A 25,672-nucleotide genomic window follows, 5' to 3' on the forward strand; every position below is an offset into this window, starting at 1 on the left:
GAGATTCATGAAAAAGCACCATATTTCGATGATCAATATCCCTGCGTACGGACATGTCAATCCTACGCTTGCTTTAGTAGAGAAGCTTTGTGAGAAAGGGCATCGTGTCACATATGCGACGACTGAGGAGTTTGCGCCTGCTGTTCAGAAAGCCGGTGGAGAAGCGTTGATCTATCATACTTCCTTGAGTATTGATCCTAAGGAAATCAAGGAGAAGATGGAAAAGAATGAGACGACGCTCAGTTTCTTGAAGGAATCACTCAGCATTCTGCCGCAGCTTGAGGATTTATATAAGGGTGATCAGCCAGATTTGATCATCTATGATTTTGTCGCCCTGGCAGGTAAATTATTTGCAGACAAGCTTCATGTACCGGTTATCAAGCTCTGTTCATCATACGCTCAAAATGAATCCTTTCAGCTCGGAAGTGAAGACATGCTGAAAAAGATAAAAGAAGCAGAGGCTGAATTTAAAGCCTACTTGGAGAAAGAGCAATTGCCGGCTGTTTCATTTGAACAATTAGCTGTGCCGGAAGCCTTAAATATTGTCTTTATGCCAAAGTCTTTTCAAATTCAGAACGAGACGTTTGATAACCGCTTCTGTTTTGTCGGACCATCTCTTGGAAAACGGACGGAACAAGAAAGCTTGTCGATTGAAAAGGATGATCGCCCGCTTATGCTGATTTCCTTGGGTACGGCGTTTAATGCATGGCCGGAATTTTACAAGATGTGCATCGAGGCATTTAGGGATTCTTCATGGCAAGTGATCATGTCGGTCGGGAAAACGATTGATCCTGAGAGTCTAGGTGATATCCCTGCTCATTTTACCATTCGCCAAAGCGTGCCGCAGCTTGAGATATTGGAGAAGGCCGATTTGTTTATTTCTCATGGCGGGATGAACAGCACGATGGAGGCAATGAATGCCGGTGTGCCGCTAGTTGTTATTCCGCAAATGTTTGAGCAGGAGCTCACCGCAAAGCGTGTCGATGAATTAGGGCTCGGCATTTATTTGCCGAAAGAAGAAGTGGCGGTTTCCAGACTCCAGGAAGCGGTGCAGGCCGTATCCGGCGATCGAGAGGTGCTCAGCCGCGTCAAGAATATGCAAAAAGATGTAAAAGAAGCAGGCGGAGCGGACCGTGCGGCTGCTGCGATTGAAGCGTTCATGAAAAAATCTGCTGTTCCCCAATAAATCAAAAAAACCGAAATCGAACATTCGATTTCGGTTTTTTGTTAAATGTTTTTTTTCATCCCGCATCTTCGGCATTCTCTAAGGAATTTTCCGCCTTTTACAGAGCTTTTGAACAGTGTGTAATCACAATTGTCACAGCGTCCGCTGCGGGCGTCCGGATATTCATTGAATTCGTAAACGATCGATGTATCGTAGCCTTTTGTTTCATATTCTTCTTTTTTTGTCTCCATGATCGATCCTCCGTTAGCAAACGTGTCTGCTGTTTATATTACAGCAAGCTTCAGGCGTATTCAAATGGATTTTAGAGGCTTGAGTTTATCTTGATTTCTCCCTTGGTTTGCGCCACAATAGCTTTATTACATAAAAAAGCCTATGCAAAGAGGAGAGGAAACGGGTATGGGAAAAGGGTTACATGGTAAGCGCGTGGCGATCGGGGGCTCCCGAAAAACCGAAGAGATCAGCACGATCATTGAAAAACAGGGCGGAACTCCTGTCATCCGGCCTCTCCAAGGAACGGTTTACTTAGCAGAGAAGCAGGTGGAGCCGGACTTGCGAACGTTTGTCGAGGAAAAAGCTGACTGGGTCATTTTCACGACAGGCATCGGAACGGAAACTCTTGTCGATATGGCAGAGAAAATCGGTCTGAAAGATGAGTTTCTGCAGGCAATTCGCCAGGCGAAAGCGGCATGCCGGGGATACAAAACGCTGGCTGCGCTGAAAAAGCTTGGGATCATACCTGAAGCTTCGGATGAAGACGGGACAACAAGAGGTTTAATTCGTTCCTTGGAGTCCCATGACTTTTCAGGGAAAAAAGTCATGGTGCAGCTGCATGGAGAAAAAGCGCCGGCTCTCATGGCATTTTTTGAAGAAAAAGGCGCGTCTGTCCTGCCGATTCTGCCTTATCAGCACATCCCGCCAGAGGAGGAAACGGTGGAGCGGTTATGCCGTGAGCTGATGAATAATGAGATCGACGCTGTTTGTTTTACAACGGCCATTCAGGTTCGTTCTCTGTTTGATTTTGCCAAGGAGCGCGGCTATATCAATGAAGTAAAGGCTGTATTCGAAGAGCGCGCCATCGCAGCTGCTGTCGGAAAAGTGACTGCTGAAGCACTGCGGGAAGAAGGCATCACGAGGCTGCTTGCGCCGGAGATTGAGCGGATGGGCGCGATGATTGTTGAGCTGTCCAAGTATTATGAAGAAAAGGCATAATCAGACCAAAAAGCCGCTTTCTAAGGGAAAAGCGGCTTTTGTCTGTCACCCATTTTCCTTCAGCTGCTGATGCGCGGTGAATAATGGCGGGTATGTCAGCACGCTTAAGATTACACATGTCAGCGCGGCAGACGCCATCGTGGTAAACACGATCAAGAGCTGAAAGCGAACCGCTTGAATCGGGTCCGCTCCGGCTAGAATCTGGCCCGTCATCATGCCTGGAAGCTGAACAAGACCAAGCGTTTTCTGGCTTTCCAGCGTCGGGATCATACTCATTTTCATTGCGGAAGTAAGAATACGCTGTATGGATTGCTTCGGTGTGCCGCCCAGAGACAATATTAATTGAATTTCTTCTTTGCGAATGCCGACTTCTGCGCTCAACCGGTTTAAAAACAAACTTGAGAGCACCATCGAATTTCCGATGACCATCCCGCTGATCGGAATGACATAGCGGGCCGTAAGCGGAATGATGTGAAGAGACAGCAGAATTCCTTGCGTTACAATTTCTACAATCGCTAACGCGGCGAACACCCTCCAAAACGAACCAATTGTATTTTTCTTTCGTTTGATGACATTTTGCGCCGCCACCGCCAGCATTAACAGCACCATCAGCAGGATAAAAACAGGATGGTTTCCTCGAAAAATCAGCGAGAGTACATAACCGATGATAAGCAGCTGCACCGCGGCCCGGATGGTGGCAATGATCATGTCTTTTTCTACGCCGGCTTTAAAGGATTTTGATAAAAACAAGGCGATCAAAACAAAGATCATCGTTAAAGAGAGAGAAAGGTAATCCATTATCGGGTTCCTCCTTTCAAAAACTCCTTGGCGGCTTCATGCTGCGGAGCGGAGAAAAATGCTTCGGTTTCAGCGATTTCCAGCAGCCGGCCATCCGCCATAAACCAAATGGTATCGGCTACTCGTTTTGCCTGCTCCATATTATGAGTGACCCACATGACTGTCCATTTTTTCTCTCGATGCTGACGTTTGATCAGCTCTTCAATCTCCAGAGCAGAAACTGGGTCCAAGGCCGACGTGATTTCGTCCAGCAGCAGAATAGAGGAAGGGTTTGCGAGCGTTCTGGCCAGTGACAGCCTTTGCCGCTGTCCGCCCGATAAGTCCCTCGCACTTCTGTCCAACAGCTCTGGCGGCAGCCCTGCAAGAGAAGCGAGCTCTTCAGGAGGGTATAACTGGGATTGATGCAGCCTTTGGACAAGACTTAAATTGTCACGCACTGTCCCGTCGAGGACGGGCGCAGATTGAAACGCAAGGGCAGCGGTTCGCCTCAGCTTATTGACATTCCATTCTCGGACTTCCTTTCCGTATATGTTGACTTCGCCGCTGTCAGGCGTTCTCATTAAATTGCACATGGACAGGAGGGTGCTTTTTCCTGAACCGGAAGGACCTAAAACGGCGACGATTGCGCCCTGGCGAATGTCTCCGCTGACATCCCGCAGTACATCATAAGTTTGTCCGTCTTGTTCATAGCTTTTTCGGACTGATCTGAAGGAGATGGCTGGTATGTTTTGTGTTTGATCGTTTGCTTCCATAACAATAATCACCTTTCAATATAAGTAGGCTGACAAGATATTTAACTATCACGTGTAATAGATTCTTAGTAGCACAAATAAAGGAGAACAGATTTTTACCCATTCTCTTGCAGATGCTACGCAGTCAGATTTGACTGTGCTTTCTTTCTCCGTTTTCTCGGCTGTGATGCAAAGGTATGTAGTATCATCCCCGCAATAATAATGAATAAACCGGCAAATGATAAAAGGGACGGGAAAACGCCTGACAGCAGAACAATTTCGCCAAGCAGCGCGAAAATCACTTCACCGGATTGAGTGGCTTCAACGGCCGCGAGTTTTTGCGGGCTGTCTCTAACCATATCAGTGGCCCAAAAAAATAAAACAGTCGCAATGATGCCTGAGCTGACGGCCACGATAAAGGATTGAACGGTTTGACCCGCTGTCGGCAGGCCGTCTGACCACCAGCCGTAAGCTGCTAATAGAAGCCAGAACGGAAGGCTTGCCAATGTCATTCCAAGCACACGCTGAAATGTATCAAGCCGGCCTCCGTATTGTTCAAGCATTCTCCGGTTTCCTAACGGATAGGCAAAAGCCGCAATAACAACCGGCAGCACACTGAAAAGCAGCATCTTCCCTGAAAGCGATTCGGCATGCTGAAGCTGAATCAGCGCCGCTCCGATCAGGATGATCATGGAAGTGCCAAGTGAAACAAGGGGAATCTTTTGCCGAACAAGCTGCGGCCCGCCCGGCATGTCTTTTTTGACATAGAAAAAAGGAGATAAGAGCACACCGGCTACAATGGTAATTTGCCAAGTTCCGGCTACAAGCCATCCGGGACCATATCCTGCCGCAAATGTGATCGGCGCGTAAAAAAGCACGAAGCCGACAAAGCTCCATTTAATCCAAAAGATCGGCTTTTTCCGCATCTCTTGTAAGAGAGGAGCGAACGTCCCTCTCATGATGACAATCAAACATAAAAACGGCGCCATAAAAATAAAGCGCAGCGAAGAGCTCCAAAGCCAGCTGCCCCCGGCCAACTCCATCGCTCTATTAAAAATAAAGGTAACGGCGAAAAAGAGTGAAGCTAATATTCCGATAACGATTGCTTTCATGATATCCCTCATTTTGGCATTATTTTTTATACTATACTATTCGGTATCATGCAGGGCAATGGAATCGTGAGAAAAACAGCATGTTTTGCGAACCGCTAAGTGTGGAAGACTAAAGAAGGAGGTGACATTGATGGAAGCAAAGACACAGACGTACTTCTTTCAGGATGACGGCAGAATTCCGAATCACCCTGATTTTCCGCTCGTTGTGTATCAAAACGCGCTCAAAGACACCGGCGAGGCAGAGCGGATTGTCAACCGTCATGGCTGGTCAAACAGCTGGTCAGGAAGTGTTTTTCCATATCATCATTATCACAGCAATACGCATGAAGTGCTGATTGCAGTCCGGGGAGAGGCCATGATTCAGTTTGGGGGAGAAAAAGGGTCCGCCATTCCTTTTAAATCGGGCGACGCCGTTGTGATCCCAGCCGGAGTCGGCCATAAAAAAATAAGCGCAAGTCCCGATTTTATGGTGATCGGCGCTTACCCGGGAGGCGTTCAGTATGATTTGAAGACGGGTGAGCCGGATGAGCGGGAGGAAGCGCTGAAACAAATCAAGCAGGTCTCATTGCCGGCTAGTGATCCGGTCACAGGAAGAAGAGCTCCTCTTTTGGCAATATGGGTCAATTGAAGGGGGAGAAAATTGTTGGATTGTCAATAACTAGTACTGCAGAAACGTTATGACACGGGCTCCATATAAATTAATTTCATAATCGAAGCAATTCACGTTCAAATTTTGTTCAAAAAGTGTTATCATATAGAAGGTAATCGAATTGGAGTTTTTTATGTTTGCTATTTTCAGAGAGAGTAAAGGATTTTGACTTATTCAATTGTTTATTTTTGAGATAAAAATAATACTGAATATGGCAAGATGAAAAACTGGGTAGTAAACATATATTTTTGTAAATGATTGTGCACGAATTCACAATCCTTATTCTTATGCCTTCAAGCGTAAGAGCAGGGAGAGGCACTACCCTTTCCAAAAAAAATCAGCAAACTGCTTATAGTAAAGGAGAATTGGATATGCCAGAAACAATCGATCAAACAAACGCGTCTGTCAGCCAAAGCCAGCAAGATCTTATTGATCAGCTGTTAAAGCCAGAAGTTCAAGAATCACTGACTGTTTTAGTTGACCAGCTTCCAAAGCTGACTGAGTTAGTGAATATTTTAACGAAGTCTTATGATTTCGCTCAGTCTGTAGCAACTGACGAAGTGCTAAAAAGCGACACTGTCGGTGCGATCACAGAAATTCTTGAGCCTGTAAAAGACACAGCGAAAGAAGTAGCTGCAACTGCAATCGAAGCGAAAGACCGCGCGGATGCAAGCAACGAAACAATTGGTCTTTTCGGCCTGTTGCGCATGCTGAAAGATCCTCAAGCTCAAAAGCTGTTCCGTTTTGCTAACAGCTACCTTGAAGTTTTGAACGAACGCGAAAAACAAAAATAATCTCAGATTCAAATTGATATAAAGGACGGAGGATATACGATGTCAAAACATATTGTCATTCTAGGCGCTGGTTATGGCGGAGTTCTTTCTGCTCTAACAGTTCGCAAACATTATACAAAAGAACAAGCACGCGTGACAGTGGTAAACAAATACCCAACTCACCAAATCATTACGGAATTACACCGTCTTGCAGCAGGCAACGTGTCTGAAAAAGCGGTTGCAATGCCACTTGAAAAACTTTTCAAAGGCAAAGACATTGATCTTAAAATCGCGGAAGTAGGCTCTTTCTCTGTTGATAAAAAAGAAGTTGCGCTTGCTGACGGTTCTACATTATCTTACGATGCGCTTGTTGTAGGTCTTGGTTCTGTAACGGCTTACTTCGGCATCCCGGGCCTTCAAGAAAACAGCATGGTATTGAAATCAGCTGCTGATGCGAACAAAGTCTATCAGCATGTTGAAGAACGTGTGCGCGAGTACTCTAAAACGAAAAACGAAGCTGATGCAACAATCCTTATCGGCGGAGGCGGCTTAACAGGTGTTGAGCTTGTAGGTGAGCTTGCTGACATCATGCCAAACCTTGCGAAAAAATACGGCGTAGACCATAAAGAAATCAAATTGAAACTGGTTGAAGCAGGTCCGAAAATCCTTCCTGTTCTTCCGGATGATCTTATCGAACGTGCAACTGCAAGCCTTGAAAAACGCGGCGTTGAGTTCTTAACAGGTCTTCCTGTTACAAATGTAGAAGGAAACGTAATTGATCTGAAAGACGGATCTAAAGTCGTTGCCAACACATTTGTTTGGACTGGCGGCGTACAAGGCAACCCATTAGTCGGTGAATCAGGTCTTGAAGTGAACCGCGGACGCGCGACAGTAAACGACTTCCTGCAATCTACATCTCATGAGGATGTCTTCGTTGCCGGAGACAGTGCAGTTTACTTTGGTGCAGACGGCCGTCCATACCCGCCAACTGCGCAAATCGCATGGCAAATGGGTGAGCTGATCGGTTACAACCTATTTGCTTACTTAGAAGGCAAAACGCTTGAAACATTCAAGCCAGTAAACTCTGGTACACTTGCAAGCCTTGGACGCAAAGACGCGGTTGCCATTATTGGTGCTAATTCTACACCGCTTAAAGGTCTTCCTGCTTCCTTGATGAAAGAAGCAAGTAATGTACGATATTTGACACATATTAAAGGACTTTTCAGCCTCGCTTATTAATCCTTTTTGTCGACTTCGACATTGCAGGGAGCGTTCCTTTCGGGACGCTTTCCGGCAATGTCTTTTTTGTTTATTTGCTAACGTTAACATTTTGGAATCGAATGAAAGACGGTGGGGACATGGAGCCCTTTATAGGCGAAAATTTTTTGTTGGAAAATGAAATCGCTATCACCCTCTATCATAAAGATGCGAAAGACATGCCGATTGATTATCACTGCCACTTAAGCCCGAAAGAAATCTATGAAAATAAGACTTTCAAAACATTATGGAAGCCTGGCTGTATGGGGACCATAACAAATTAGCGCATCATGAGAGCCAATGGCGAACAGCAATCCGTCTCATGATGTTAACGCAGGCCTTTTAGTGAAGGATGATGTGCTGCGGGAGTTTATCCATTCTATGATTGAGGTGGCGAAAGCAGGCTTGTAAACCATCAGAGAACTTGCCATTTTTACATCGGGTGTGACGTTATAATGAAAAAGGCTATCCTCCGAGGGGACAGCCTTTTTTATTAAATCAGTTTTAAGCCGCTGATCAAAATGATGGACGCCATAATAAATTGCAGCGGGCGCGGGGAGAATCGAGGCGAGAGATGGCTCCCGATCAGCACGCCGGGAATCGAACCGAGCAGCAGGTTAGCTGCCAGCATGTAATCCACGCTGCCAAAGCTTGCGTTCAAAATGCCTGCTGCCGTAACGAGAAGAAAAGCATGCGCAATATCGGTTCCGACAATCTGTGACGCTTTCATGTTGAATAAGTAAATCATGGCAATTGCAAATAATGACCCGGAACCAATTGATGTTAATCCCACGATAAATCCAAACACAACACCAATAAGAATCGTCAGTGCCCGCTTGTTTTCAAGCGGCATCAGCTGCCAGCGGTTCGGACGAAGTTTTCGGTCCAAAAACAAACGCACGATGATTGAGATGGCAACCAGGGTTAACACATAGCCAAGAGCGTGCTTAATAATGTCTTCCTGATGCTGATGAAAGGCGGGGAACAAATGCAGTATGCCAATGGCTAGCGAAGCACTCGGAATACTGCCGATGGCTAAGTATTTGACCAGCTTAAAATTAATCGTTTTCTGCCGCCAATGGGAGGCGACGCCAAACAGCTTGGTAATCGAGTTATATACAAGATCCGTACCGACCGCAATGGAAGGATTAATTCCAAGCACAATTAAAAGGGGAGTTAATAAGGCTGCTCCGCCGACTCCTGTCAATCCGACTAAGGCTCCGACAAACAAACCCATCAATATGATGCTTACACTCATGATAAAGGCCTCCTGAAAACCCGACTATTTTTATCAGATTATATATGATTAGGTCATGTTAATCAATTAAATTTTTTGAATTTTTGCACGTCTGATGCTTGAAATTTTGGTTTGCTCAATATCTTTATTCATGAGCCCTTTAATGAGTGTCTGGACGAAATCTGGCAGTGAACGGAAGGCATAAAAAAAAGATACCCATGAACAGGTATCTTTTTCTTGTTTACGTTACATGCGCTGCTGATAGAAAGGAAGCTCCGTGTGGCCCATTTCCCGTACATAAACAAACAGGTTGCCTTTATGGTGTATTTCATGCTCCATTGCGAGCTGAAGCAGCGCGCTGCCTGTGACTTTTCTGCCGAAAGCGGCTGTCAGATCAATTTCTCTGTTCAGCTGTTCTTCAGTCAGCTGTTCAAGGATAGCGGCCGTTTTTTCTGTATATGTTTTTGCCAGAACATTGAGATCTGTTTCTGTTTCTTCCTGCTTGTTTTGAAATGGTGAGCCATTGCCCTCTTTAATGACATTGGCAAACAGGTGGAAAGACGTAAGAATGTGTTTGACCAGCTCTTCCGCTGACATTGACGTTTCAGTCGGCTTGTAGCTGTAATGGTCTTTGCTGATTTTTTCAGCCAGCTCATTGGTCACGTTTCGATGGGATAAAAAATGGCTGACAATTTGAGCGGATTGGCTCATGATGATCTCCTCCATATGTAAAAATAAATGGTGCAATGAAATCCTATATCAACGGTTAGCATTTCACAAGTAATATGCTGTGGGATGAAACAAAATATGATGTCACTCGTATATATAACGTTAACAAAATATGAAATGGAGTACAAATATGACAAACATACCTTTCATTTATCAGTATGAAGAAAAAGAGACTGATAGAGCTGCTGCAGGATACGGTACATTCTGTTATCTGATCACACGGATTGAAGAGACGCTTTATGATCAGTACGGTGTTTTTTATGAGCTCTATGCCAGTGATGACCCGAATACTGAATACTGGGAGCTTCTTGAAGAAGATGTCCGCGGCGGTTCAATAGAGCCTGAGCATGTGGCTTATATATTTGAAAAGCTTGAAAAGAAAACATTTGCTTACGATGAGGATGAAAAAGAACCGGATTATACCGTCCATAAATCGATAAGAAACAGTGTATATGCATATCCAGAAAAGGGCGTTGCTTTTGCCAGAATTCCATATTTTCAAGACGGGAGCATTCTAAGTTTCGATTGTCTGTTTGCGACTAACGATGAAAAGATGCGGGCATTTCTAGAGGAAGTCAGACCGCGTCTCTGGGAACAAAGCAAACAGAAGGTGACCGTTTTTACGGATGAAGATGGAGGGATGGCAAGAGAGCAGGAAGCCATTGTCAAAGAGGTTCAACGGAGTCAGGTGATCATGGAGCCGCTATTGAAAAAAGAGATATACAGATCAATTGATCAGTTTTTTCATAGTGATAAATCGTTTTATCAAATGTATGACATTCCTTACAAGCGTGGTATTCTATTATATGGACCGCCCGGAAACGGAAAGACGACATTAGTGAAATCAATCGCAGGCAGTATCGATGCACCTGTTGCCTATTGGCAAATTACTGAATTTACGTCAAGCGAGACAATAGAAGAAGTCTTTCAGTCAGCGAGACGTCTTGCTCCAGCTGTTCTGGTCATTGAGGATATAGATTCGATGCCGGAAGATGTGCGATCCTATTTTCTCAATACACTAGACGGCGCAACATCAAAAGAGGGGCTATTTCTTATCGGTACGACAAACTATCCCGAAAAGATCGATCCAGGTTTGATGAATCGTGCAGGACGGTTTGACCGTGCTTATGAAATAGGGCTTCCGGATGAAGAGCTGCGACTGGAATATATGAAAATGAGAGGCTTCGACATCTTTATGAGTGAGGGAGAAATAAAAAAAGCTGCAAAACTTACAGATGGTTTTTCCTTTGCACAGCTGGGGGAATTATATGTATCTTCAGCTCTTCAATGGCACCAAGAAGGAAACCTTCAGATTGAAACCATGGTGAAAGATATGACAGGAGAGCATAGAAAAAGCCGGCAGGGAAGCTGGATGGAAAGAAACAAAGTTGGTTTTCACTAAACGAAAGCACGGGTTTTGAAAAACCTGTGCTTTTTTGTTGCGGTTAGCCGAAATTCGACAATTGCGGTTATTTTGCGTTCTTCTTTTTCTTGCAAATATGATAAAATATGACATATCCTGGGTAGCTCAAAAAGGGGGGATTAATTGAGGATGAAGCAGACGATTCCGTCCTCTTATGTCGGGCTTAAAATTAATGAATGGTATACCCATATCCGCCAGTTTCACGTGGCTGAAGCCGAACGGGTCAAGCTCGAAGTAGAGAGAGAAATCGAGGATATGGAAGAAGACCAAGATTTGCTGCTGTATTATTCTTTAATGGAGTTCAGGCATCGTGTCATGCTGGATTACATTAAGCCTTTTGGAGAGGACACGTCGCATCTTGAATTTTCGGAATTATTAGAAGACATCGAAGGGAATCAGTACAAGCTGACAGGGCTTCTTGATTATTACTTTCATTTTTTTCGCGGAATGTATGAATTTAAGCAGAAGATGTTTGTCAGTGCCATGATGTATTATAAACGGGCAGAAAAGAATCTTGCCCTCGTCTCGGATGATATTGAGAAAGCCGAGTTTGCTTTTAAAATGGCCGAGATTTTTTACAATTTAAAACAAACCTATGTTTCGATGAGCTATGCCGTTCAGGCATTAGAAACGTACCAAATGTATGAAACGTACACCGTCCGCAGAATCCAATGTGAATTCGTTATTGCAGGAAATTATGATGACATGCAGTATCCAGAAAGAGCATTGCCCCACTTAGAACTGGCTTTAGATCTTGCAAAGAAAGAAGGCAATCCCCGTCTGATCAGTTCCGCCCTGTATAATCTCGGAAACTGCTATGAGAAAATGGGTGAACTGCAAAAGGCAGCCGAATACTTTGAGAAATCTGTTTCTATTTGCAAGTCGGAAAAGTTCGATAATCTTCCGCATTCTATCTACTCTTTAACACAGGTTCTGTATAAACAAAAAAATGATGCCGAAGCGCAAAAAAAGTATCGTGAAGGATTGGAAATCGCCCGTCAATACAGTGATGAATTATTTGTAGAGCTTTTTCAATTTTTACATGCGTTATACGGAAAAAACATTGACACAGAATCAGTCTCACACACCTTTCAATTTCTTGAAGAACATATGCTGTATCCTTATATTGAAGAACTTGCGCATGATGCTGCCCAATTCTATATGGAAAACGGACAGCCCGAAAAAGCACTTTCATTTTATGAGAAAATGGTGCACGCACAAAAACAAATCCAGAGAGGAGATTGTTTATATGAAATCTAAATGGATGTCAGGTTTGTTGCTCGTTGCGGTTGGGTTCAGCTTTACTCAGGGGATGGTCCATACAGGAGAAACAGCAGGCACAGATAGCAACACATTTCATATTGCGGCACGCAATCAAACACGATGATGAGAAAAAAAGACCCTCTGGGGTCTTTTTTATTTCAGCCTCCATTCCTTTATGGTCAGTTCAGAAGAACCCCTTACCACCAGCGGATCGGCATGTCCAATTTTCACTGCCTCTTTTTGCGAACCTGCTTCGGTGACGTACGTTCCGCCTGTGGCGTCGCTGAATGGCCCGAACATCTTTCTGCCTGCAGGCGGTTCAAAAACTCATCGTGTCCGGCTGCTGCTCTTGATTGAGTTGTTCTGTTCTGGTTGTCAGCATTAAGTACGTATTCAAGATGGTGTCCCCTTCTTTTGAACTTCAGTTTAGCACAATTATCCATATCGCGGTGAAGGATGATACGAGTTTTTCGTCCTACGAATGCCACCTATTTATGAAAAAATAAAAGGAGAGATGATAGGTGAGCATTGAAGTGAAGAAAAATTTGGTTTCTGAGGCGAAATACGTGCTGAAGTGCCCCAATGCAATGTCCGCTGAATACATTACCATTCACAACACGGCAAACGATGCGTCAGCTGCTAATGAAATCAGCTATATGATTGGGAACACCAGCTCGACAAGCTTTCATTTTGCAGTCGATGATAAAGAGGTGATTCAAGGCCTGCCGCTTAACCGAAACGCCTGGCACACGGGTGACGGCACAAACGGCCCAGGAAACCGCAAATCAATCGGCGTTGAGATTTGCTACAGCAAATCGGGAGGTCCAAAATATGAAGCTGCCGAAGCCTTGGCGATTTCATTTGTTGCGCAGCTTTTGAAGGAGCGCGGCTGGGGAATCGATCGAGTCAGAAAGCATCAGGACTGGAGCGGAAAGTACTGTCCTCACCGCATTTTATCAGAAGGGCGCTGGGATCAAGTGAAGGCGGCAATTGAGAAGGAATTAACAGGTGCCGTATCAGCGAAAAAGGCTCCAGCCGCTTCTTCGGCATCTGAATATCACGTGAAAAAAGGGGACACGCTGTCAGGTATTGCCGCAGCGCACGGTGTCAGTGTGAAAACGCTGCAAAGCATAAATCATATCACCGACCCGAATCATATTACAGTCGGACAGGTGATTAAACTGCCGCAGACGGCATCTTCTTCTAAAAGCCATGCCGTGTCTTCCTATCCGCTTCCGTCCGGAGTGATCAAAGTGACAAGCCCGCTTACGAAAGGGACAAACGTAAAGCAAGTGCAGACCGCTTTAGCTGCCCTTTATTTTTATCCTGATAAAGGTGCGAAAAATCACGGCATCGACGGCATCTATGGCCCGAAAACAGCAAATGCGGTAAAACGTTTTCAATCTGTCAGCGGATTGACGGCAGATGGGATTTACGGTCCGAAAACGAAAGCTGAAATTGAGAAAAAACTGTAATGAATTTAATAAACGGAAGCCTGACAGCTTCCGTTTTCTTCTTACATACAAACTGCAGCAAGCACCTTTTGAATATCATAAATGCCTTCATCTTTTTTAAACTGCTTGGAGACAGCGGGAAGCTCCGCGCCGGAAATCCAAATTTTCAGCTCTGAATCAAGGTCAAAGCGGCCGGCGGTTTCCACGCTGAATCTGGAAATGCTTTTGTACGGAATGGATTGAAACTCCGTTTTCTTGCCTGTGATGCCCTGCTTATCGACAAGAATAAGCCGTTTGTCAGTAAAGACAATTAAATCGCGAACCAGCTTAAACGCTGCATCGATCTTCTCACCATCCAGTAAAATATGAGCCAGCTCTTCTTTCGCCGCAGCCGTTGACAGTGTTGACGCATTGCCGAGTAATCCATCAAAAAATCCCATGTTTAAACCTCCTAATCTGTAATCTCTTAAATCATACGATAAAAAGGTTTTCATTCATAGATGAGTAGAGTAAACTGGTGCTGATTGGTAAAGGAGAGCGTTTAACATGAAAGATATGTATGACGGCTTTGCAGCCCTTTCTGCTTCTGAATCGGAGTACCGGATTATTTATGAGGAGAAAACCGGAAGTGAGCACATCGTCCTCAGTCCCCACGGCGGAAGAATTGAGCCTGGCGTCAGCGAGCTTGTGCGAGCATTTTCCGATCAATGCTCGATTTATTTATTTGAAGGTGTAAAGCAGCGAAACAACCGTTCTTTGCATCTGACAAGCACTCGTTTTGACGAGCCGATCGCTTTAGAAAAAGTGAACGCCCACCATTACGCATTAGCCATTCATGGGTATCACGATCCAAAAACACCGCATACATTGGTCGGGGGCGCGGATCGTAAAAAGGCCAAGCTTATTTGTGATCGGCTGAATGAAGCGGGTTTCAGCGCCGAGCTTACGAGTGAGAAAGACCGGCTGGCTGGTGTGCATCCGAAAAATATTGTCAATCGGACAAAAAGGGAAATGGGACTGCAGCTGGAGGTAAGCACGGCCCAGCGAAAGGCGTTGTTCCGCAATTTTACCTGCCGTAATGAAAGCTACACACAAAACGATTTGTTTTGTCGATATGTGGAAGCTGTTAAGCGTGGTTTTTATGGTTGAATGAACGGACCTGCACGATGTGCTCATTCCTTCATAGGAAATGTTGTGCGATCGTGTGGGGGAGGAATGAAGATGTTATACCACATAAAAGAACTTTAATATCAAGCTAAGCCAGCTTATCCCGATCCGGTTTATACGAAAAAGCGCCAAGAAGTGCCGGGCGGCGATACGGTGAGAGCAGCCTCATGATGCAGTATTTGTTTCAGGGTTTTACCTGCCGTGCAGATGCGAATAGAAAAATTTCTTTATGATGTCGGGACAGAAGAGATCGGGCATGTGGAAATGCTTATAAAAGTGAATCTGCTGTGGCAGCAGTGTTGTCAGCGATGATCATCAGCATGTTATTGTGTCCGGTTTGGGTGCGATGGCTATCCGGGGAATGCAAAATACATTATCTCAAGCGGAAATTTGAACCTCAGGTATTCGCGCCAACTTAAATGTGGAAGCACATGGACGCCTTCAGGTGACACGGCTTTATGCCATGACTGATGATCCTAAGGTGAGAGATATGCTGTCATTTTTGATTGCGCGGGATACTTATCATCAAATATGTGGTATGAAGTCTTTAAAGAGCTGGAAGAAAGGCATTCCTGTGTGAGCTCACAAGGCAGATGGGCTCATGGCGAAGCCTGTGACGGCCGGGGCGAGTTCAGGTATATACAGCTCCGATTGCGGTTCACATTGCGCCTCATCTTAAACCGCCGCTAATGCGGCATTCCTCCGATGTCAAAATATGAATGCCTATGCCGGGCTGGGGGCAGTGTCCCCAGCCCTTTTTTTATCAGCTGTTTTTGCCGATATGATATAACGCTTTTTCTTCGGCAACCTGCAAGTGCTGCTGATCGCTTTCCTCGTACGCATTTGGCCGCTTGTGTGATAATAAGTAAGCAAGCCGCTTCTGAAATTGAATACCTGCTTTACGCCGTTCAAACATGTCAAGTCTTTTTTCCGCAAATTCCTTTGTTACTCGGAAAACCGCTGCAATTGTCGCGAGCGCCTGGCTTCTCCATTGCGGCAATTCAATCTGCAACAGCATAAAGGTTGGCACACAGAAGTGGTACATAAATTGATTCGCCTGAAATTCCTGCAGTTCCCGAAAGAGCTTGTTCATCTGAAAATGATTGCCCGCATGCTTTAACACATGGCACAGTTCATGGCCAAAATCCTCCCATTGCTCTTCACGTGATTTTCTTTGGTTCAATACGATACTGTACATGCCGTCGTATTTGACCATCATGCTCCCCATATCCTCGAAATGAACCCAAATATCCAGGTCCTTTGCGATTTTCAGCATGTCAATGTGATGGGGGGAGGTGATGCCCAGCCGGCTGTATAAATTTTTTACGTATTCCTCCAGATGTGATAAGTAATCGCCCAATTGAATACTCCCTTTCGAACGTTTGTTCTGTTTTTGGCGAGAAAGAAAAGCCCATAAAGGACTAGAAAGTATGTTGAAATCTTTCCCTTTTCTTTAAAAAATAAACACTTTTTTCTTTATATCGGTCTATTTTTTATATGTTTTAGAGAACAGAGACAGATTATTTATTTTTCGGTTTGCGGTTTTTCTCTTTTTCTTTTAAATAGTTGATAAATTCGATGGCCTGCTGTTTGCTTTCTGGGGAAAAATCCTGCATATCACGGTATGCAAGCTGCAAGTCGGGATCTGAAAACATATCGTCGTCGGATTTTTTGTCTTTCCCTGTTAATAAGTAATCAGTGGTTACTTGAAAGTAATCAGCCAGCTTTTGGAGTGTGTCGTAATCAGGTTCGCTCCGCCCGTTTTCATAGTGGGAATATCGCGCCCGTGACACACCGATATGAGATGCGATTTCTTCCTGTGTCCTTTTCCCTCTGAGACTCTTCAATCTGCCGCCTATCATACTATGACCTCTCTTTTTTTAACTCCCTAAGTTACTTATGATTATAGATACAATCTGTATCAAAATAAAGTCATGATAAAAAAAGTATCAAAAATCACTTGATGATACATATTGTATCGTTTATACTTGGTAACAGTTGATACGAAATGTATCGAAAAAGATCAGGAGAGTGATTCCATGTATCCGATTCACATTGTTTTTAGTGACAATCCCATAGATCAGCGCCATCTCGGACAATCCGGCGGCACCATTTCGTTTACGGCATGCGGCCTTCCGGTGTTTCGCTTTGAAACGCAAGAACAGCTTCAAATCTACATGATGTTAAAAGGGGAATCGGCAGCATATGAAAACCGATAAAAGCTATCCTTTTCCTATGTATTCAGGGCTGTTGAATTCAGAACATTATGACAAAATGGGTCCTGCGCTATGGCTGTTTCTCTGGTTCATCAGCTCAACAACAAAAGAAATTGAAAAAGACGGTGTAAGCTGGGGAATCGTGCTTGGCCATAAGCCGTTAAAAGCGAGAGAAATGGCGGCTGTCTTCGGCGTAAGTGAGAAAACCGTCAGAAGATGGCTGGAGCTTCTCGAAATCCATGAGTACATTAAGGCTGTCCGTGCGCCATATGGACTGATGATTTCGGTAAAGCATTCCAAAAAATTCAGCTTCAGATCGGACAAAATCGCACAACGGAGCATAAAGGAACGGTCATTTTTGCCGCAGGCACCGGACACAGATGTCCGCTCAGATAAAGATAAAACAAAAACATATACTGCTGCTGATGATGCAGTGGATCACATTGCGAAGCGGTTTACACAATTACGGTCGGCTCAAGAAGGACGCACCGTGTATCCTTCCTCAAGAGATTATCAAGCCATCGCCCGTATTGTCGCCATCGGCGTTCCTGTGACGCAAACAATCAAATGGCTTGAGGAATGCTTTCAAGCCTTTGAAAACCGGCGTACCACCGCTTCAGAAACAATCAAGGCCTTTCGTTACTGCTCGAAATTCATTGAAGACAGGTTTTTCGCGGAACAGGCCAAAAAGAAAACCGCAATTCAACATGAGAGGATGAAAAGTGATGACAAAACGAACAATCGAACACATTTTGGACGAGCTGAGAAGAGGGAGACGTCCATTACTGGCGGACAAACCGGCCGAATCAGACGCAAGCCGCTATGATTGCCCTCGATGCAAGGATCAAGGAGGCTATCTCATCCGGCAGAACGGCCTGGAGGTTTGGACGATGTGCAGCTGTATGGCAGAACGGAAAGTGAAGCGGATGCTTAGTGCCAGTGAGATTACTCACGCCTTCAGACAGCTGGGCTTCAAAGAATTCCGCACGGAGGGAAAGCCGCAGGCCATAAAGGACGCGTTTGAATGCGCAAAAGAGTATGTGGCGGATTATGAACAAATCAAGGGCAACCGGAAAAACAGCATCGCCCTTTTAGGACAGCCCGGATCAGGGAAAACGCACCTTTTGACCGCTGCTGCCAATGAATTGATGAAAACACGCCATGTGCCGGTCATTTATTTTCCATTCGTGGAAGGCTTCACCGATCTGAAAAATGACTTTGCCCTTTTGGAACAGAAGCTGAGCCGAATGAAGCAGGCAGATGTGCTGTTTATAGATGACCTATTTAAACCGGTTAACGGCAAACCGCGAGCTACAGATTGGCAATTAGAGCAAATGTATTCGGTACTTAACTACCGCTATTTAAATCATAAACCGATTTTGCTTTCGAGCGAGCTGACGATTGAAACACTTGTCCGGGTCGATGAAGCGCTCGGCACGAGAATCTACGAAATGTGCAGCGACTATTTAGTGATTATCAAAGGAGCAGCATACGAGCTGAACCATAGATTGGAGGGCGTCAGATAATGTGCGAGCTATGTCAGACAAAAAAAGTGATTGTGGAGCATACCGAGATTGGTGCCGTTTTTCATCCATGCCCGAACTGCCGGTCCGGCACTGATTTAACGCCTGTTATTCGAAAGCTGGAGCAAATGCTGACAGCGGGAAAAGCGAGGCTGAATGTCCGTGATTAAACAGCTGACTGCTCTAATCGCTTTGCTGTTTCGGGCAAAGCAAACAGAAAAAAACATTGAACAATGGTATAAGGACGACGGGAAGTGAAAGTGTTGGCAAAAACAAAACAAGCAGAGAAAAGCCCTGCGCCGTGGCGTGCTGTCCCGTGCGGGGATACGAAACCGATCTATATTTATTCAGCTTACAGCGAAGAAGAAAAAGAAAGATTCCCATATTCAAACGGGCGGCTGATTGCCGCTGTATTTGACCTCAGCTCGTATTCGCAAAAAAGCAATGCCGCGTTGATGGCGGCTGCGCCCGAACTGCTGGAAGCGTCTCAAGCAGCTCTTGAATTTCTGAGAGGGAATTCTGTTCATTCAAAGGAGCATATTATTCAGCTATTAGAAAAGGCCAATAAAAGCGCTGAATCAGAAGGAGAGGAAAAGATACATGATGAATCCTAAAAAACTGCTGCAAATCGATTCTATCACGCTGGAGAGCCAGCTGGAGGAAGGCAAAATCCGCGTCATTATAGTGGATGGCATCAAGCGAGAAGCATGGATCACAGAAGCGCCTGAGCATGGAAAAACGCTCGTCGAAACGAGAAAGGGTGACCTTGCCCGTGTGGAATTTGAAATCGGCTACAAATTAAATTAAAGCGAAAACAAAATACGTCCAAGACGGAAAGCCTGCGGACACTGATCAACTGCACAGCATTTGTGCGTTGATTGGTGTCCGTTTTTTATTGTCAAAAATAAGGAGGATCATAGAATGCAAGACTTATTATTTGAATATAAACGCACGCTCAAACAAACAAGAACACAATATAAAACGTTCGCTGAGGCGGATGAATCCGTGCTCTCAGCTGAAGAGCTGAAGGATAAAAAAATCATCAGAAATATGATTACTGATCTTGAATATGTAACAGAATGGCTTGAAAAAGGAAGACAGCCCGGCATCAGACGGGCGATTGACCGGCGTGACGCCTACCAGCGGCTGATGATCAAAGACCCGAGAATCATCGAATCATTTTCCAGCGCTATGATGTTTGAGCCGGACGGCCAGGTATCAGAAGAAGACAGAGAGAGAATCCAAGAAGCATTATCCCTGTTGACGGACAGGGAAAAAGAAATGTTTTTGCTGCACAAGGTAGAATGCTTTTCCTATGAGCGGATCGCTGATCTTCTCGGCGTAAAAAAATCCACTGTGCAAACAACCATCAAACGGGCGATCATAAAGATGCAAAGACAGCAGGAGGAAATGAATCGATCGCTTGCCTGAAAGCTTGTCATACGTTTGCCACCTATAAGTGAATAGAGCATGACACATAAGCGGCTGGCAAGATCAGCCGCTTTTATGAATAGACATCCATGCTGGAGGTGGCGGTGATGCCGTAGCATGAAAACACAACAGCGCGAACAAGCATTAGCAATCTATCAACAACATCAGGGAAAGATCACAAATCGAGCGATTGCGGACATCATTGGTGTTTCCGCAAAAACAATCGGCATATGGAAAAAACAAGACAAATGGAAAACGGCCTTGTTTTCTGAAGCTGGAAATGAACCAAAACAGCGCCGGATAGACAATGATGAATTAAATGAACGCCAGCGGCTGTTTTGCCTGTATTACGTCAAAAGCTTCAATGCCACACAGTCAGCAATCAAAGCGGGCTATTCTCCGGACAGCGCCCATGTGACGGGCAGCCGTCTGTTAAAGAATGAAAAGGTTGCAGCTGAAATCAAACGCATTAAAAAAGAAATGGTCAATGAAATGTTTATTGAAGCGATGGACGTGCTGCAGGTTTATATCAAGATCGCGTTTGCGGATATTACGGACTATGTGACCTTCGGAAAAAAAGAGGTTCAGGCTGTCGGGAAATCAGGTCCGCTGTTTGATGAAGATGATAATCCGATTATGAAGGAAATCAGCTTTGTCGATGTCAAAGACTCCGGGCTCGTGGACGGCACCATTGTGACGGAAGCAAAACTTGGCAAAGAAGGCATCGCCATCAAACTAGCCGATAAAATGAAGGCGCTCGAGAAGCTGTCCTTATATTTTGATTTGTTCCCGGATCAATTTAAACAAAAAATTGAAAACGAGAAATTGAAGCTTGCCAAACAAAAAGCGGAGAAAACGGATGACAGCCAAGCGCCGATTGAAATCATGATCAAACGAAAAGAGGACAAGTCATGATTGTGAAAGAAATCAACCCTCATTTCGAAGATTACGTGTTCAATTGGGAGCAGACGTACCAGTTTCTCGTCGGCGGCTACGGCTCATCCAAAAGCTATCATACGGCATTGAAAATCGTGCTAAAGCTGCTGGAGGAAAAACGGACCGCCCTTGTCATCCGCGAGGTGTTCGACACCCATCGGGATTCAACTTTCGCCTTGTTTCAAGAGGTGATTGAAGAGCTTGGCCTCACAAAGGCTGTGGCATCCCTTTCTTCTCCGCTCCAGCTGCGATTTCAAAACGGCAGCCGGATCATGTTCAAAGGCATGGACAATCCGGCGAAATTAAAATCGGTTCATAATATTTCATTAATATGGATTGAAGAGTGCTCAGAGGTGAAGTATGAAGGCTTCAAGGAATTAATCGGCCGTCTTCGCCATCCTGAGCTGAAGCTTCATATGATCTGCACCACCAATCCTGTCGGCACCTCCAATTGGACGTACCGGCATTTTTTTCGTGATGAACGAAATAAACGGTTTGTACTGGATGACAGCGAACTTTACGAAAAGCGGACGATTGTGAAGGGGGATACGTATTATCATCATTCCACAGCAAACGACAACCTCTTTCTCCCGAAAAGCTATGTGAAGCAGCTTGACGGACTCAAGGCGTATGATCCTGACCTGTACCGGATTGCCCGCAAAGGACGATTCGGCGTCAACGGGATCAGGGTGCTGCCGCAGTTCGAGGTGCTCCCGCATGATCAAGTAAAAAAATCTATCGCAGCTATCAGCAAGCCGATTTTTCGCACAGGCATGGATTTTGGGTTTGAGGAATCTTATAATGCCGTCGTCCGGCTCGCTGTCGACCCAGAAAAAAAATATCTCTACATTTATTGGGAGTATTATCAAAACAAAATGACAGATGACAGGACCGCTGAGGAACTGCGTGAGTTTATTGACACACAGGAATTGATCAAAGCCGACTCCGCTGAGCCGAAAAGCATCCAATACTTCCGCCAGCAGGGCTTTCGAATGGTCGGAGCCAGAAAGTTTCCCGGCTCCAGGCTTCAATACACGAAAAAGGTGAAACGATTCAAAAAGATCTTCTGTTCGGACCGCTGTGAAAATGTCATCTATGAGCTCAAGACGCTGACGTACGCAAAAGATAAAAACGGCGCGCTGATAGAGGATGATTTCACGATTGACCCGCATACGCTATCTGCGATTTGGTATGCGCTTGATGATTATGAGGTGGCTGATATGAAAGAGACAGCACACAAACGAATTCGGCCGAACAGGGAAAGGAGGAGGTCATAAATGATACACAATCAAACAGTCAGAGCGACAGTATTCAAAGCCAATGCCGCCGCTCCTCAGACAAAGCAAATCTATGAAGATGACTTTTCTGAGCTGTACGGAGAGGATATTATCGCACCGCCCTACAATATTACTGAGCTCAAAACCATTGCTGAGTACTCGACGATTCTTCAGCAATGCATTGATGCGTACAGAGTCAACATCACAGGCTTTGGCTTCGATGTTGAGTACACGTTTGATGTCAACGCTACTGACGTCGACCAGGCAAAAAAGAAAAGAGCGGAAAAAGACTGGGCAAGACTTGAGGCATTTTACAAATGTCTTCATTTTGACGAATCAGCTGAAATGATTTTAGGCTATGCCATTGAAGACAGGGAAAAAACAGGCAACGGCTTTATGGAAGTGCTGCGCGACGGGATGGGAAAACCGGCCGGCATCGAATATTTAGATGTGAAAAATATGCGTGTATGCGGAGCAGGTGCCCCTGTCGAAGTATCTTTTATGTATGAAGAAAACGGAAAAATGAAACAAATCAAACGGCAAAAACGCTTCCGGAAATTTGTGCAGCTGATCAATGGAAAGAAAGTATTTTTCAAAGAATACGGCGATCCGCGAAAAATGGACATGCGCACAGGTGAATATGTGAGCACATTGGCGGAGAAGTATCAAGCAAATGAAGCCATTCACCTCAAAATCGGAAGCGGTGTATACGGCGTGCCCCGCTGGGTTGGCAATATCGTCAATTTGTACGGAGCACGAAAAGCGGAAGAGCTCAATTTTATGTATTTTAAGCAGGGCCGTCACGTACCCGCTGCCATCACAGTGGAAAACGGGATGCTGTCGGAAGCTTCTTACCGGGAGCTGCAAGAGTACATGAATGACCTTGAAGGCGTGGAAAACGCCCATAAATTTCTCCTGATTGAAGCGGAAGGAATCGCGAAAGAGAAGGATCTCCACGGGGGCGAGGATATTACGCCGGTGTCCGTGGAAATCAAATCTTTGGCGGAAATTCTCCAAAACGACGCCTTGTTTCTTGAGTATGATGAAAAAAGCAGAAATAAGCTCCGCTCGGCGTTCCGCCTCCCGCCGCTGTACACAGGCGAAGCTCAGGAATACAACCGGGCGACAGCTGATACCGCCAGAAAAATTACGGAGGAGCAGGTTTTTCAGCCGGAGCGAAAAACGCTCGTAAATAAACTGAACACGCTGCTTTTGCCGGAGCTGAATATCCATGACGTCAGGCTGACATTAAAAGGACCGGACTTTCGCGATCCGCTTGAGATTGCGAAAGTGCTCGGTCCTTTTATTACAGCCGGAGCCGTTTCGCCGAATGATTTACGCGACCTTGCGGGGCGGGTGCTTGGCAAAACGCTTGAGGAATGGCCTGAGGAAATCTATAAACGGCCCGCAGGACAGAATGCGGAAAAGACAAATCTGGCTGCGCTCATGCAGGAGCTGAAAGAAAGCATCGAAGCTATCAAAACGTCCTGAAGGGAGGTGAATCAAGCAGGTGGCGCGGGAATTAAGAAATGCGAAAATCAGCTTTGTCAGTTATGTGGACAAGGCAGCTAACCAGACAGAATTTTTCTTTACGAAGTCAGCCGGACCTCCGTCATTTGAAAAAAAGGTTCGGGTATTTACTAAGAGTGAGCTGGATGAACAAAAGCTCGTGTACGGAATCGTGTATGAGCCTGATGTTCCTGATGCCCACGGCGATTTCATGACCGCCGAGGAAATTGAAAAAGCGGCCCACGGCTTTCTCGCGGAGGCGCGGGAGATTGATATCAATCACAGCTTTGAGGGCGGAACCGGCGTTGTAGTCGAGTCATATGTGGCACCCGATGATTTTATGATCGGGTCAAAGCAGATTGCAAAAGGCTCGTGGGTGCTCGTGACAAGAGCGTCTGACGAGGTGTGGGAACAGATCAAGGCTGGAATCATCACTGGCTACAGCATGGCGGGCACTGCTGATGTGTATGAGGAAGAACCGGTTGAAAAAGCGGGATTCTTCAGTGTATTCAAGCAGATGCTGGCTGACAAAACAGGAAAGGAGACTGAAGAAATGAGAAAAGAAGACATGAAAGAATCATTCGAGCATGCGCTTTACCCTCTGCTCAAACGGCTTGAGCGGATTGAAAAAAACACAGACACGGAGGAAAAGCCTGAGCAGACGGGTGATGACGAGCGTCTGAAAAAGCTCGTTGAGGATATGCTTGCCCCGCTGATCGAACGCATCGAGGCGTTGGAAAAAGCGCGAGGCGCGTCTAAACAGACAGCGGACGAAGCGGGCAGTAATACAGAGCAAGTCAAAAAATCAATCTGGAGCGGACTGCTGTAAACCAGTCAAAGAGGAGGAAATCAATTGAGAAATCAAGATATCATTCGGAAAGCGGAAATGTCGCTTTCTGCTTTAAAAAGCGGCGGACTCATGAACCCTGCGCAAGCATCGGCTTTTATCCGCATGGTGCAAAACACGCCGACCATTTTCAGTGAATCCCGCGTGATTCAAATGGAAAATGACTCGCAAAAATTTGAGAAAATCGGCTTCGGCCAGCGTATTCTGCGGGCTGCTCAAGAAGGAAAAGCACTGTCAAACGACGAGCTGACAGTTCCGACGACAAGCACTGTTCAGCTGAACACGAAGGAAGTCATTGCGGAAATCAACATTACGTATGACACACTCGAAAACAACATTGAAAAAGACGGCCTGCAGCAGACGATCATGCAAATTTTAGCAGAGCGTGCAGCCGTTGATATTGAAGAGCTGATTGTAAATGGCGATACAGCATCAGCTGATCCGTATCTGGCGCAGCTGGACGGCATTCGCAAGCAAGCGGTGTCCCACATCGTTGACATGAACGGTGAAGAATTGTCCAGAGCGACATTCAAGAAAGGCTTAAAGGCTGTTCCGCCGAAATATTTGCGTATTCCTCAGGAGTTCAGATTTTATACGTCTCACGGCTTAGAAGTTGAATGGAAGGACCGCGTGGCGGACCGCCAGACAAACCTAGGGGACCAGGCTGTTCAGGGCGGCCTGTCAACAGCGTTCGGCGTGCCGGTCAAAGGGGTATCCAATATCCAGCCGTACACAGTCGGTGAGGGAGACGCGCAATATGACGCTTCTGATATCATTCTCACACATCCGAAAAATATCATTCTCGGCTTCTCCCGCAATATCCGAATTGAAGTCGATAAAGACATCCGCTCCCGTAAATTCATTATCGTCTTAACGGCCAAGCTCGACAGCAAGTTCGAGGAAGAGGATGCCTGCGCGAAATTAATTAACGTAAAAGAATAATAG

Annotated in this window: 31 protein-coding genes and 3 pseudogenes; 24 read left to right on the forward strand and 10 right to left on the reverse strand. The window is 45.4% G+C overall.

The features are described 5' to 3' along the window. The first annotated feature begins 7 nt into the window (after nt 1–7). Nucleotides 8–1,186 carry a macrolide family glycosyltransferase gene (locus G4P54_RS06485; protein ID WP_167872141.1) on the forward strand — a complete coding sequence of 393 codons (1,179 nt, stop codon included), beginning with the start codon at nt 8–10 and terminating at the stop codon, nt 1,184–1,186. 41 nt (nt 1,187–1,227) lie between these two features. Here G4P54_RS06485 and G4P54_RS06490 read toward each other — a convergent pair whose 3' ends face one another. After that, complete coding sequence (locus G4P54_RS06490; RefSeq protein WP_003232781.1) at nt 1,228–1,416, reverse strand: DUF8096 family protein; 189 nt, start codon at nt 1,414–1,416, stop codon at nt 1,228–1,230. 166 nt (nt 1,417–1,582) lie between these two features. On the opposite strand from G4P54_RS06490, the gene G4P54_RS06495 reads away from it, so the two are divergent. Beyond that, nucleotides 1,583–2,395, forward strand: a complete 813-nt coding sequence (locus G4P54_RS06495) for a uroporphyrinogen-III synthase (protein WP_167872142.1) — start codon at nt 1,583–1,585, stop codon at nt 2,393–2,395. Nucleotides 2,396–2,440: 45 nt separating this feature from the next. Here G4P54_RS06495 and G4P54_RS06500 read toward each other — a convergent pair whose 3' ends face one another. From G4P54_RS06500 to G4P54_RS06510, 3 genes are all read right to left on the reverse strand, one after another. Further along, entirely contained in the window at nt 2,441–3,193 is a 753-nt protein-coding gene (locus G4P54_RS06500) for an ABC transporter permease (protein ID WP_167872143.1), read from the reverse strand. Next, the gene (locus tag G4P54_RS06505) at nt 3,193–3,945 is read right to left on the reverse strand and encodes an ABC transporter ATP-binding protein (protein ID WP_167872144.1); all 753 of its coding nucleotides are present in this window, start codon (nt 3,943–3,945) and stop codon (nt 3,193–3,195) included. Before G4P54_RS06505 ends, G4P54_RS06500 begins: the two co-directional genes overlap by 1 nt. 116 nt (nt 3,946–4,061) lie before the next feature. After that, nucleotides 4,062–5,036 (reverse strand): DMT family transporter, encoded by a 975-nt coding sequence (locus G4P54_RS06510; RefSeq protein ID WP_167872145.1) that lies wholly within the window; start codon nt 5,034–5,036, stop codon nt 4,062–4,064. Between the two features lie 130 nt (nt 5,037–5,166). Between G4P54_RS06510 and G4P54_RS06515 the strand changes: the two genes are divergently transcribed. The 4 genes and pseudogenes from G4P54_RS06515 to G4P54_RS06530 form a co-directional block, all read left to right on the forward strand. Next, nucleotides 5,167–5,664: a cupin domain-containing protein gene (locus tag G4P54_RS06515; protein ID WP_167872146.1), complete on the forward strand. Its 498-nt coding sequence runs from the start codon at nt 5,167–5,169 to the stop codon at nt 5,662–5,664. Between the two features lie 392 nt (nt 5,665–6,056). Next, complete coding sequence (locus tag G4P54_RS06520; protein ID WP_024716413.1) at nt 6,057–6,479, forward strand: DUF1641 domain-containing protein; 423 nt, start codon at nt 6,057–6,059, stop codon at nt 6,477–6,479. Nucleotides 6,480–6,518: 39 nt separating this feature from the next. After that, nucleotides 6,519–7,697, forward strand: coding sequence for an NAD(P)/FAD-dependent oxidoreductase (locus tag G4P54_RS06525; protein ID WP_167872147.1), 1,179 nt, complete (start codon nt 6,519–6,521; stop codon nt 7,695–7,697). Nucleotides 7,698–7,816: 119 nt separating this feature from the next. Further along, nucleotides 7,817–8,032, forward strand: a pseudogene (locus tag G4P54_RS06530) (glucuronate isomerase); the annotation flags it as partial. 176 nt (nt 8,033–8,208) lie between these two features. Here the strand turns inward: G4P54_RS06530 and G4P54_RS06535 are convergent. After that, nucleotides 8,209–8,973, reverse strand: coding sequence for a sulfite exporter TauE/SafE family protein (locus G4P54_RS06535; protein WP_024716410.1), 765 nt, complete (start codon nt 8,971–8,973; stop codon nt 8,209–8,211). 225 nt (nt 8,974–9,198) lie between these two features. Beyond that, complete coding sequence (locus G4P54_RS06540; RefSeq protein WP_024716409.1) at nt 9,199–9,663, reverse strand: DinB family protein; 465 nt, start codon at nt 9,661–9,663, stop codon at nt 9,199–9,201. A gap of 148 nt (nt 9,664–9,811) precedes the next feature. Here G4P54_RS06540 and G4P54_RS06545 point away from each other — a divergent pair, with 148 nt between their 5' ends. From G4P54_RS06545 to G4P54_RS06555, 3 genes are all read left to right on the forward strand, one after another. After that, complete coding sequence (locus G4P54_RS06545; RefSeq protein ID WP_167872148.1) at nt 9,812–11,083, forward strand: ATP-binding protein; 1,272 nt, start codon at nt 9,812–9,814, stop codon at nt 11,081–11,083. A 144-nt stretch (nt 11,084–11,227) separates the two neighbouring features. Then, on the forward strand, nt 11,228–12,364 hold the full coding sequence (gene rapA, locus G4P54_RS06550) for a response regulator aspartate phosphatase RapA (protein ID WP_081719943.1): 1,137 nt from the start codon (nt 11,228–11,230) through the stop codon (nt 12,362–12,364). Beyond that, nucleotides 12,354–12,491, forward strand: a complete 138-nt coding sequence (locus G4P54_RS06555) for a PhrA family phosphatase inhibitor (RefSeq protein WP_024716407.1) — start codon at nt 12,354–12,356, stop codon at nt 12,489–12,491. Before rapA ends, G4P54_RS06555 begins: the two co-directional genes overlap by 11 nt. A gap of 29 nt (nt 12,492–12,520) precedes the next feature. Here the strand turns inward: G4P54_RS06555 and G4P54_RS06560 are convergent. Continuing rightward, nucleotides 12,521–12,749, reverse strand: a pseudogene (locus tag G4P54_RS06560) (YciI family protein). 139 nt (nt 12,750–12,888) lie between these two features. Between G4P54_RS06560 and G4P54_RS06565 the strand changes: the two are divergent. After that, a complete protein-coding gene (locus G4P54_RS06565) occupies nt 12,889–13,842 on the forward strand; it encodes an N-acetylmuramoyl-L-alanine amidase (protein ID WP_167872149.1) in 954 nt (317 codons plus the stop codon). 41 nt (nt 13,843–13,883) lie between these two features. Here the strand turns inward: G4P54_RS06565 and G4P54_RS06570 are convergent, their stop codons facing one another. Then, nucleotides 13,884–14,261 carry a PH domain-containing protein gene (locus G4P54_RS06570; protein ID WP_167872150.1) on the reverse strand — a complete coding sequence of 126 codons (378 nt, stop codon included), beginning with the start codon at nt 14,259–14,261 and terminating at the stop codon, nt 13,884–13,886. Nucleotides 14,262–14,367: 106 nt separating this feature from the next. Here G4P54_RS06570 and G4P54_RS06575 point away from each other — a divergent pair, with 106 nt between their 5' ends. Continuing rightward, nucleotides 14,368–14,970: a poly-gamma-glutamate hydrolase family protein gene (locus tag G4P54_RS06575; protein ID WP_024716404.1), complete on the forward strand. Its 603-nt coding sequence runs from the start codon at nt 14,368–14,370 to the stop codon at nt 14,968–14,970. Nucleotides 14,971–15,042: 72 nt separating this feature from the next. Further along, nucleotides 15,043–15,707 (forward strand): annotated as a pseudogene (locus G4P54_RS06580) (manganese catalase family protein). 44 nt (nt 15,708–15,751) lie between these two features. On the opposite strand, the gene G4P54_RS06585 reads toward G4P54_RS06580, so the two are convergent. Next, complete coding sequence (locus G4P54_RS06585) at nt 15,752–16,348, reverse strand: ImmA/IrrE family metallo-endopeptidase (RefSeq protein ID WP_167872151.1); 597 nt, start codon at nt 16,346–16,348, stop codon at nt 15,752–15,754. A 160-nt stretch (nt 16,349–16,508) separates the two neighbouring features. Further along, on the reverse strand, nt 16,509–16,850 hold the full coding sequence (gene xre, locus G4P54_RS06590) for an HTH-type transcriptional regulator Xre (RefSeq protein ID WP_003232719.1): 342 nt from the start codon (nt 16,848–16,850) through the stop codon (nt 16,509–16,511). A gap of 177 nt (nt 16,851–17,027) precedes the next feature. On the opposite strand from xre, the gene G4P54_RS06595 reads away from it, so the two are divergent. From G4P54_RS06595 to G4P54_RS06650, 12 genes are all read left to right on the forward strand, one after another. Beyond that, on the forward strand, nt 17,028–17,207 hold the full coding sequence (locus G4P54_RS06595) for a hypothetical protein (protein ID WP_167872152.1): 180 nt from the start codon (nt 17,028–17,030) through the stop codon (nt 17,205–17,207). After that, the gene (locus tag G4P54_RS06600) at nt 17,194–18,030 is read left to right on the forward strand and encodes a phage portal protein (protein ID WP_167872153.1); all 837 of its coding nucleotides are present in this window, start codon (nt 17,194–17,196) and stop codon (nt 18,028–18,030) included. Before G4P54_RS06595 ends, G4P54_RS06600 begins: the two co-directional genes overlap by 14 nt. Beyond that, nucleotides 17,930–18,730, forward strand: a complete 801-nt coding sequence (locus tag G4P54_RS06605) for an ATP-binding protein (protein WP_167872154.1) — start codon at nt 17,930–17,932, stop codon at nt 18,728–18,730. The genes G4P54_RS06600 and G4P54_RS06605 overlap by 101 nt, the downstream gene beginning before the upstream one ends. Further along, nucleotides 18,730–18,897, forward strand: a complete 168-nt coding sequence (locus G4P54_RS06610; protein WP_032682200.1) for a hypothetical protein — start codon at nt 18,730–18,732, stop codon at nt 18,895–18,897. The genes G4P54_RS06605 and G4P54_RS06610 overlap by 1 nt, the downstream gene beginning before the upstream one ends. Nucleotides 18,898–18,981: 84 nt before the next feature. Beyond that, nucleotides 18,982–19,341, forward strand: coding sequence for an XkdD/Y8K6 family phage-associated protein (locus G4P54_RS06615; protein ID WP_167872155.1), 360 nt, complete (start codon nt 18,982–18,984; stop codon nt 19,339–19,341). Next, nucleotides 19,328–19,534 carry an XtrA/YqaO family protein gene (locus tag G4P54_RS06620; protein WP_167872156.1) on the forward strand — a complete coding sequence of 69 codons (207 nt, stop codon included), beginning with the start codon at nt 19,328–19,330 and terminating at the stop codon, nt 19,532–19,534. Before G4P54_RS06615 ends, G4P54_RS06620 begins: the two co-directional genes overlap by 14 nt. Before the next feature lie 114 nt (nt 19,535–19,648). Further along, on the forward strand, nt 19,649–20,158 hold the full coding sequence (locus G4P54_RS06625; protein ID WP_024716395.1) for a sigma-70 family RNA polymerase sigma factor: 510 nt from the start codon (nt 19,649–19,651) through the stop codon (nt 20,156–20,158). 117 nt (nt 20,159–20,275) lie between these two features. Then, the gene (xtmA, locus tag G4P54_RS06630; protein WP_167872157.1) at nt 20,276–21,073 is read left to right on the forward strand and encodes a phage terminase small subunit; all 798 of its coding nucleotides are present in this window, start codon (nt 20,276–20,278) and stop codon (nt 21,071–21,073) included. Next, nucleotides 21,070–22,371, forward strand: a complete 1,302-nt coding sequence (locus tag G4P54_RS06635; RefSeq protein ID WP_167872158.1) for a PBSX family phage terminase large subunit — start codon at nt 21,070–21,072, stop codon at nt 22,369–22,371. Before xtmA ends, G4P54_RS06635 begins: the two co-directional genes overlap by 4 nt. Nucleotides 22,372–22,374: 3 nt before the next feature. Further along, complete coding sequence (locus G4P54_RS06640; protein ID WP_167873837.1) at nt 22,375–23,862, forward strand: phage portal protein; 1,488 nt, start codon at nt 22,375–22,377, stop codon at nt 23,860–23,862. Nucleotides 23,863–23,881: 19 nt separating this feature from the next. Beyond that, entirely contained in the window at nt 23,882–24,709 is an 828-nt protein-coding gene (locus tag G4P54_RS06645) for an XkdF-like putative serine protease domain-containing protein (protein WP_167872159.1), read from the forward strand. 24 nt (nt 24,710–24,733) lie between these two features. Next, nucleotides 24,734–25,669, forward strand: coding sequence for a phage major capsid protein (locus G4P54_RS06650; RefSeq protein WP_024716390.1), 936 nt, complete (start codon nt 24,734–24,736; stop codon nt 25,667–25,669). Nucleotides 25,670–25,672 lie beyond the last annotated feature (3 nt).

The sequence above is a fragment of the Bacillus tequilensis genome, from assembly GCF_012225885.1.
GTDB classification, from domain to species: domain Bacteria; phylum Bacillota; class Bacilli; order Bacillales; family Bacillaceae; genus Bacillus; species Bacillus tequilensis.

Bases quoted from the DNA above. Each gene is read 5' to 3' on its own strand.
- G4P54_RS06485 (WP_167872141.1), top strand. From the start codon at position 8: ATGAAAAAGCACCATATTTCGATGATCAATATCCCTGCGTACGGACAT.
- G4P54_RS06490 (WP_003232781.1), bottom strand. From the start codon at position 1,416: ATGGAGACAAAAAAAGAAGAATATGAAACAAAAGGCTACGATACATCG.
- G4P54_RS06495 (WP_167872142.1), top strand. From the start codon at position 1,583: ATGGGAAAAGGGTTACATGGTAAGCGCGTGGCGATCGGGGGCTCCCGA.
- G4P54_RS06500 (WP_167872143.1), bottom strand. From the start codon at position 3,193: ATGGATTACCTTTCTCTCTCTTTAACGATGATCTTTGTTTTGATCGCC.
- G4P54_RS06505 (WP_167872144.1), bottom strand. From the start codon at position 3,945: ATGGAAGCAAACGATCAAACACAAAACATACCAGCCATCTCCTTCAGA.
- G4P54_RS06510 (WP_167872145.1), bottom strand. From the start codon at position 5,036: ATGAAAGCAATCGTTATCGGAATATTAGCTTCACTCTTTTTCGCCGTT.
- G4P54_RS06515 (WP_167872146.1), top strand. From the start codon at position 5,167: ATGGAAGCAAAGACACAGACGTACTTCTTTCAGGATGACGGCAGAATT.
- G4P54_RS06520 (WP_024716413.1), top strand. From the start codon at position 6,057: ATGCCAGAAACAATCGATCAAACAAACGCGTCTGTCAGCCAAAGCCAG.
- G4P54_RS06525 (WP_167872147.1), top strand. From the start codon at position 6,519: ATGTCAAAACATATTGTCATTCTAGGCGCTGGTTATGGCGGAGTTCTT.
- G4P54_RS06535 (WP_024716410.1), bottom strand. From the start codon at position 8,973: ATGAGTGTAAGCATCATATTGATGGGTTTGTTTGTCGGAGCCTTAGTC.
- G4P54_RS06540 (WP_024716409.1), bottom strand. From the start codon at position 9,663: ATGAGCCAATCCGCTCAAATTGTCAGCCATTTTTTATCCCATCGAAAC.
- G4P54_RS06545 (WP_167872148.1), top strand. From the start codon at position 9,812: ATGACAAACATACCTTTCATTTATCAGTATGAAGAAAAAGAGACTGAT.
- G4P54_RS06555 (WP_024716407.1), top strand. From the start codon at position 12,354: ATGAAATCTAAATGGATGTCAGGTTTGTTGCTCGTTGCGGTTGGGTTC.
- G4P54_RS06570 (WP_167872150.1), bottom strand. From the start codon at position 14,261: ATGGGATTTTTTGATGGATTACTCGGCAATGCGTCAACACTGTCAACG.
- G4P54_RS06575 (WP_024716404.1), top strand. From the start codon at position 14,368: ATGAAAGATATGTATGACGGCTTTGCAGCCCTTTCTGCTTCTGAATCG.
- xre (WP_003232719.1), bottom strand. From the start codon at position 16,850: ATGATAGGCGGCAGATTGAAGAGTCTCAGAGGGAAAAGGACACAGGAA.
- G4P54_RS06595 (WP_167872152.1), top strand. From the start codon at position 17,028: ATGTATCCGATTCACATTGTTTTTAGTGACAATCCCATAGATCAGCGC.
- G4P54_RS06600 (WP_167872153.1), top strand. From the start codon at position 17,194: ATGAAAACCGATAAAAGCTATCCTTTTCCTATGTATTCAGGGCTGTTG.
- G4P54_RS06605 (WP_167872154.1), top strand. From the start codon at position 17,930: ATGACAAAACGAACAATCGAACACATTTTGGACGAGCTGAGAAGAGGG.
- G4P54_RS06610 (WP_032682200.1), top strand. From the start codon at position 18,730: ATGTGCGAGCTATGTCAGACAAAAAAAGTGATTGTGGAGCATACCGAG.
- G4P54_RS06620 (WP_167872156.1), top strand. From the start codon at position 19,328: ATGATGAATCCTAAAAAACTGCTGCAAATCGATTCTATCACGCTGGAG.
- G4P54_RS06625 (WP_024716395.1), top strand. From the start codon at position 19,649: ATGCAAGACTTATTATTTGAATATAAACGCACGCTCAAACAAACAAGA.
- xtmA (WP_167872157.1), top strand. From the start codon at position 20,276: ATGAAAACACAACAGCGCGAACAAGCATTAGCAATCTATCAACAACAT.
- G4P54_RS06635 (WP_167872158.1), top strand. From the start codon at position 21,070: ATGATTGTGAAAGAAATCAACCCTCATTTCGAAGATTACGTGTTCAAT.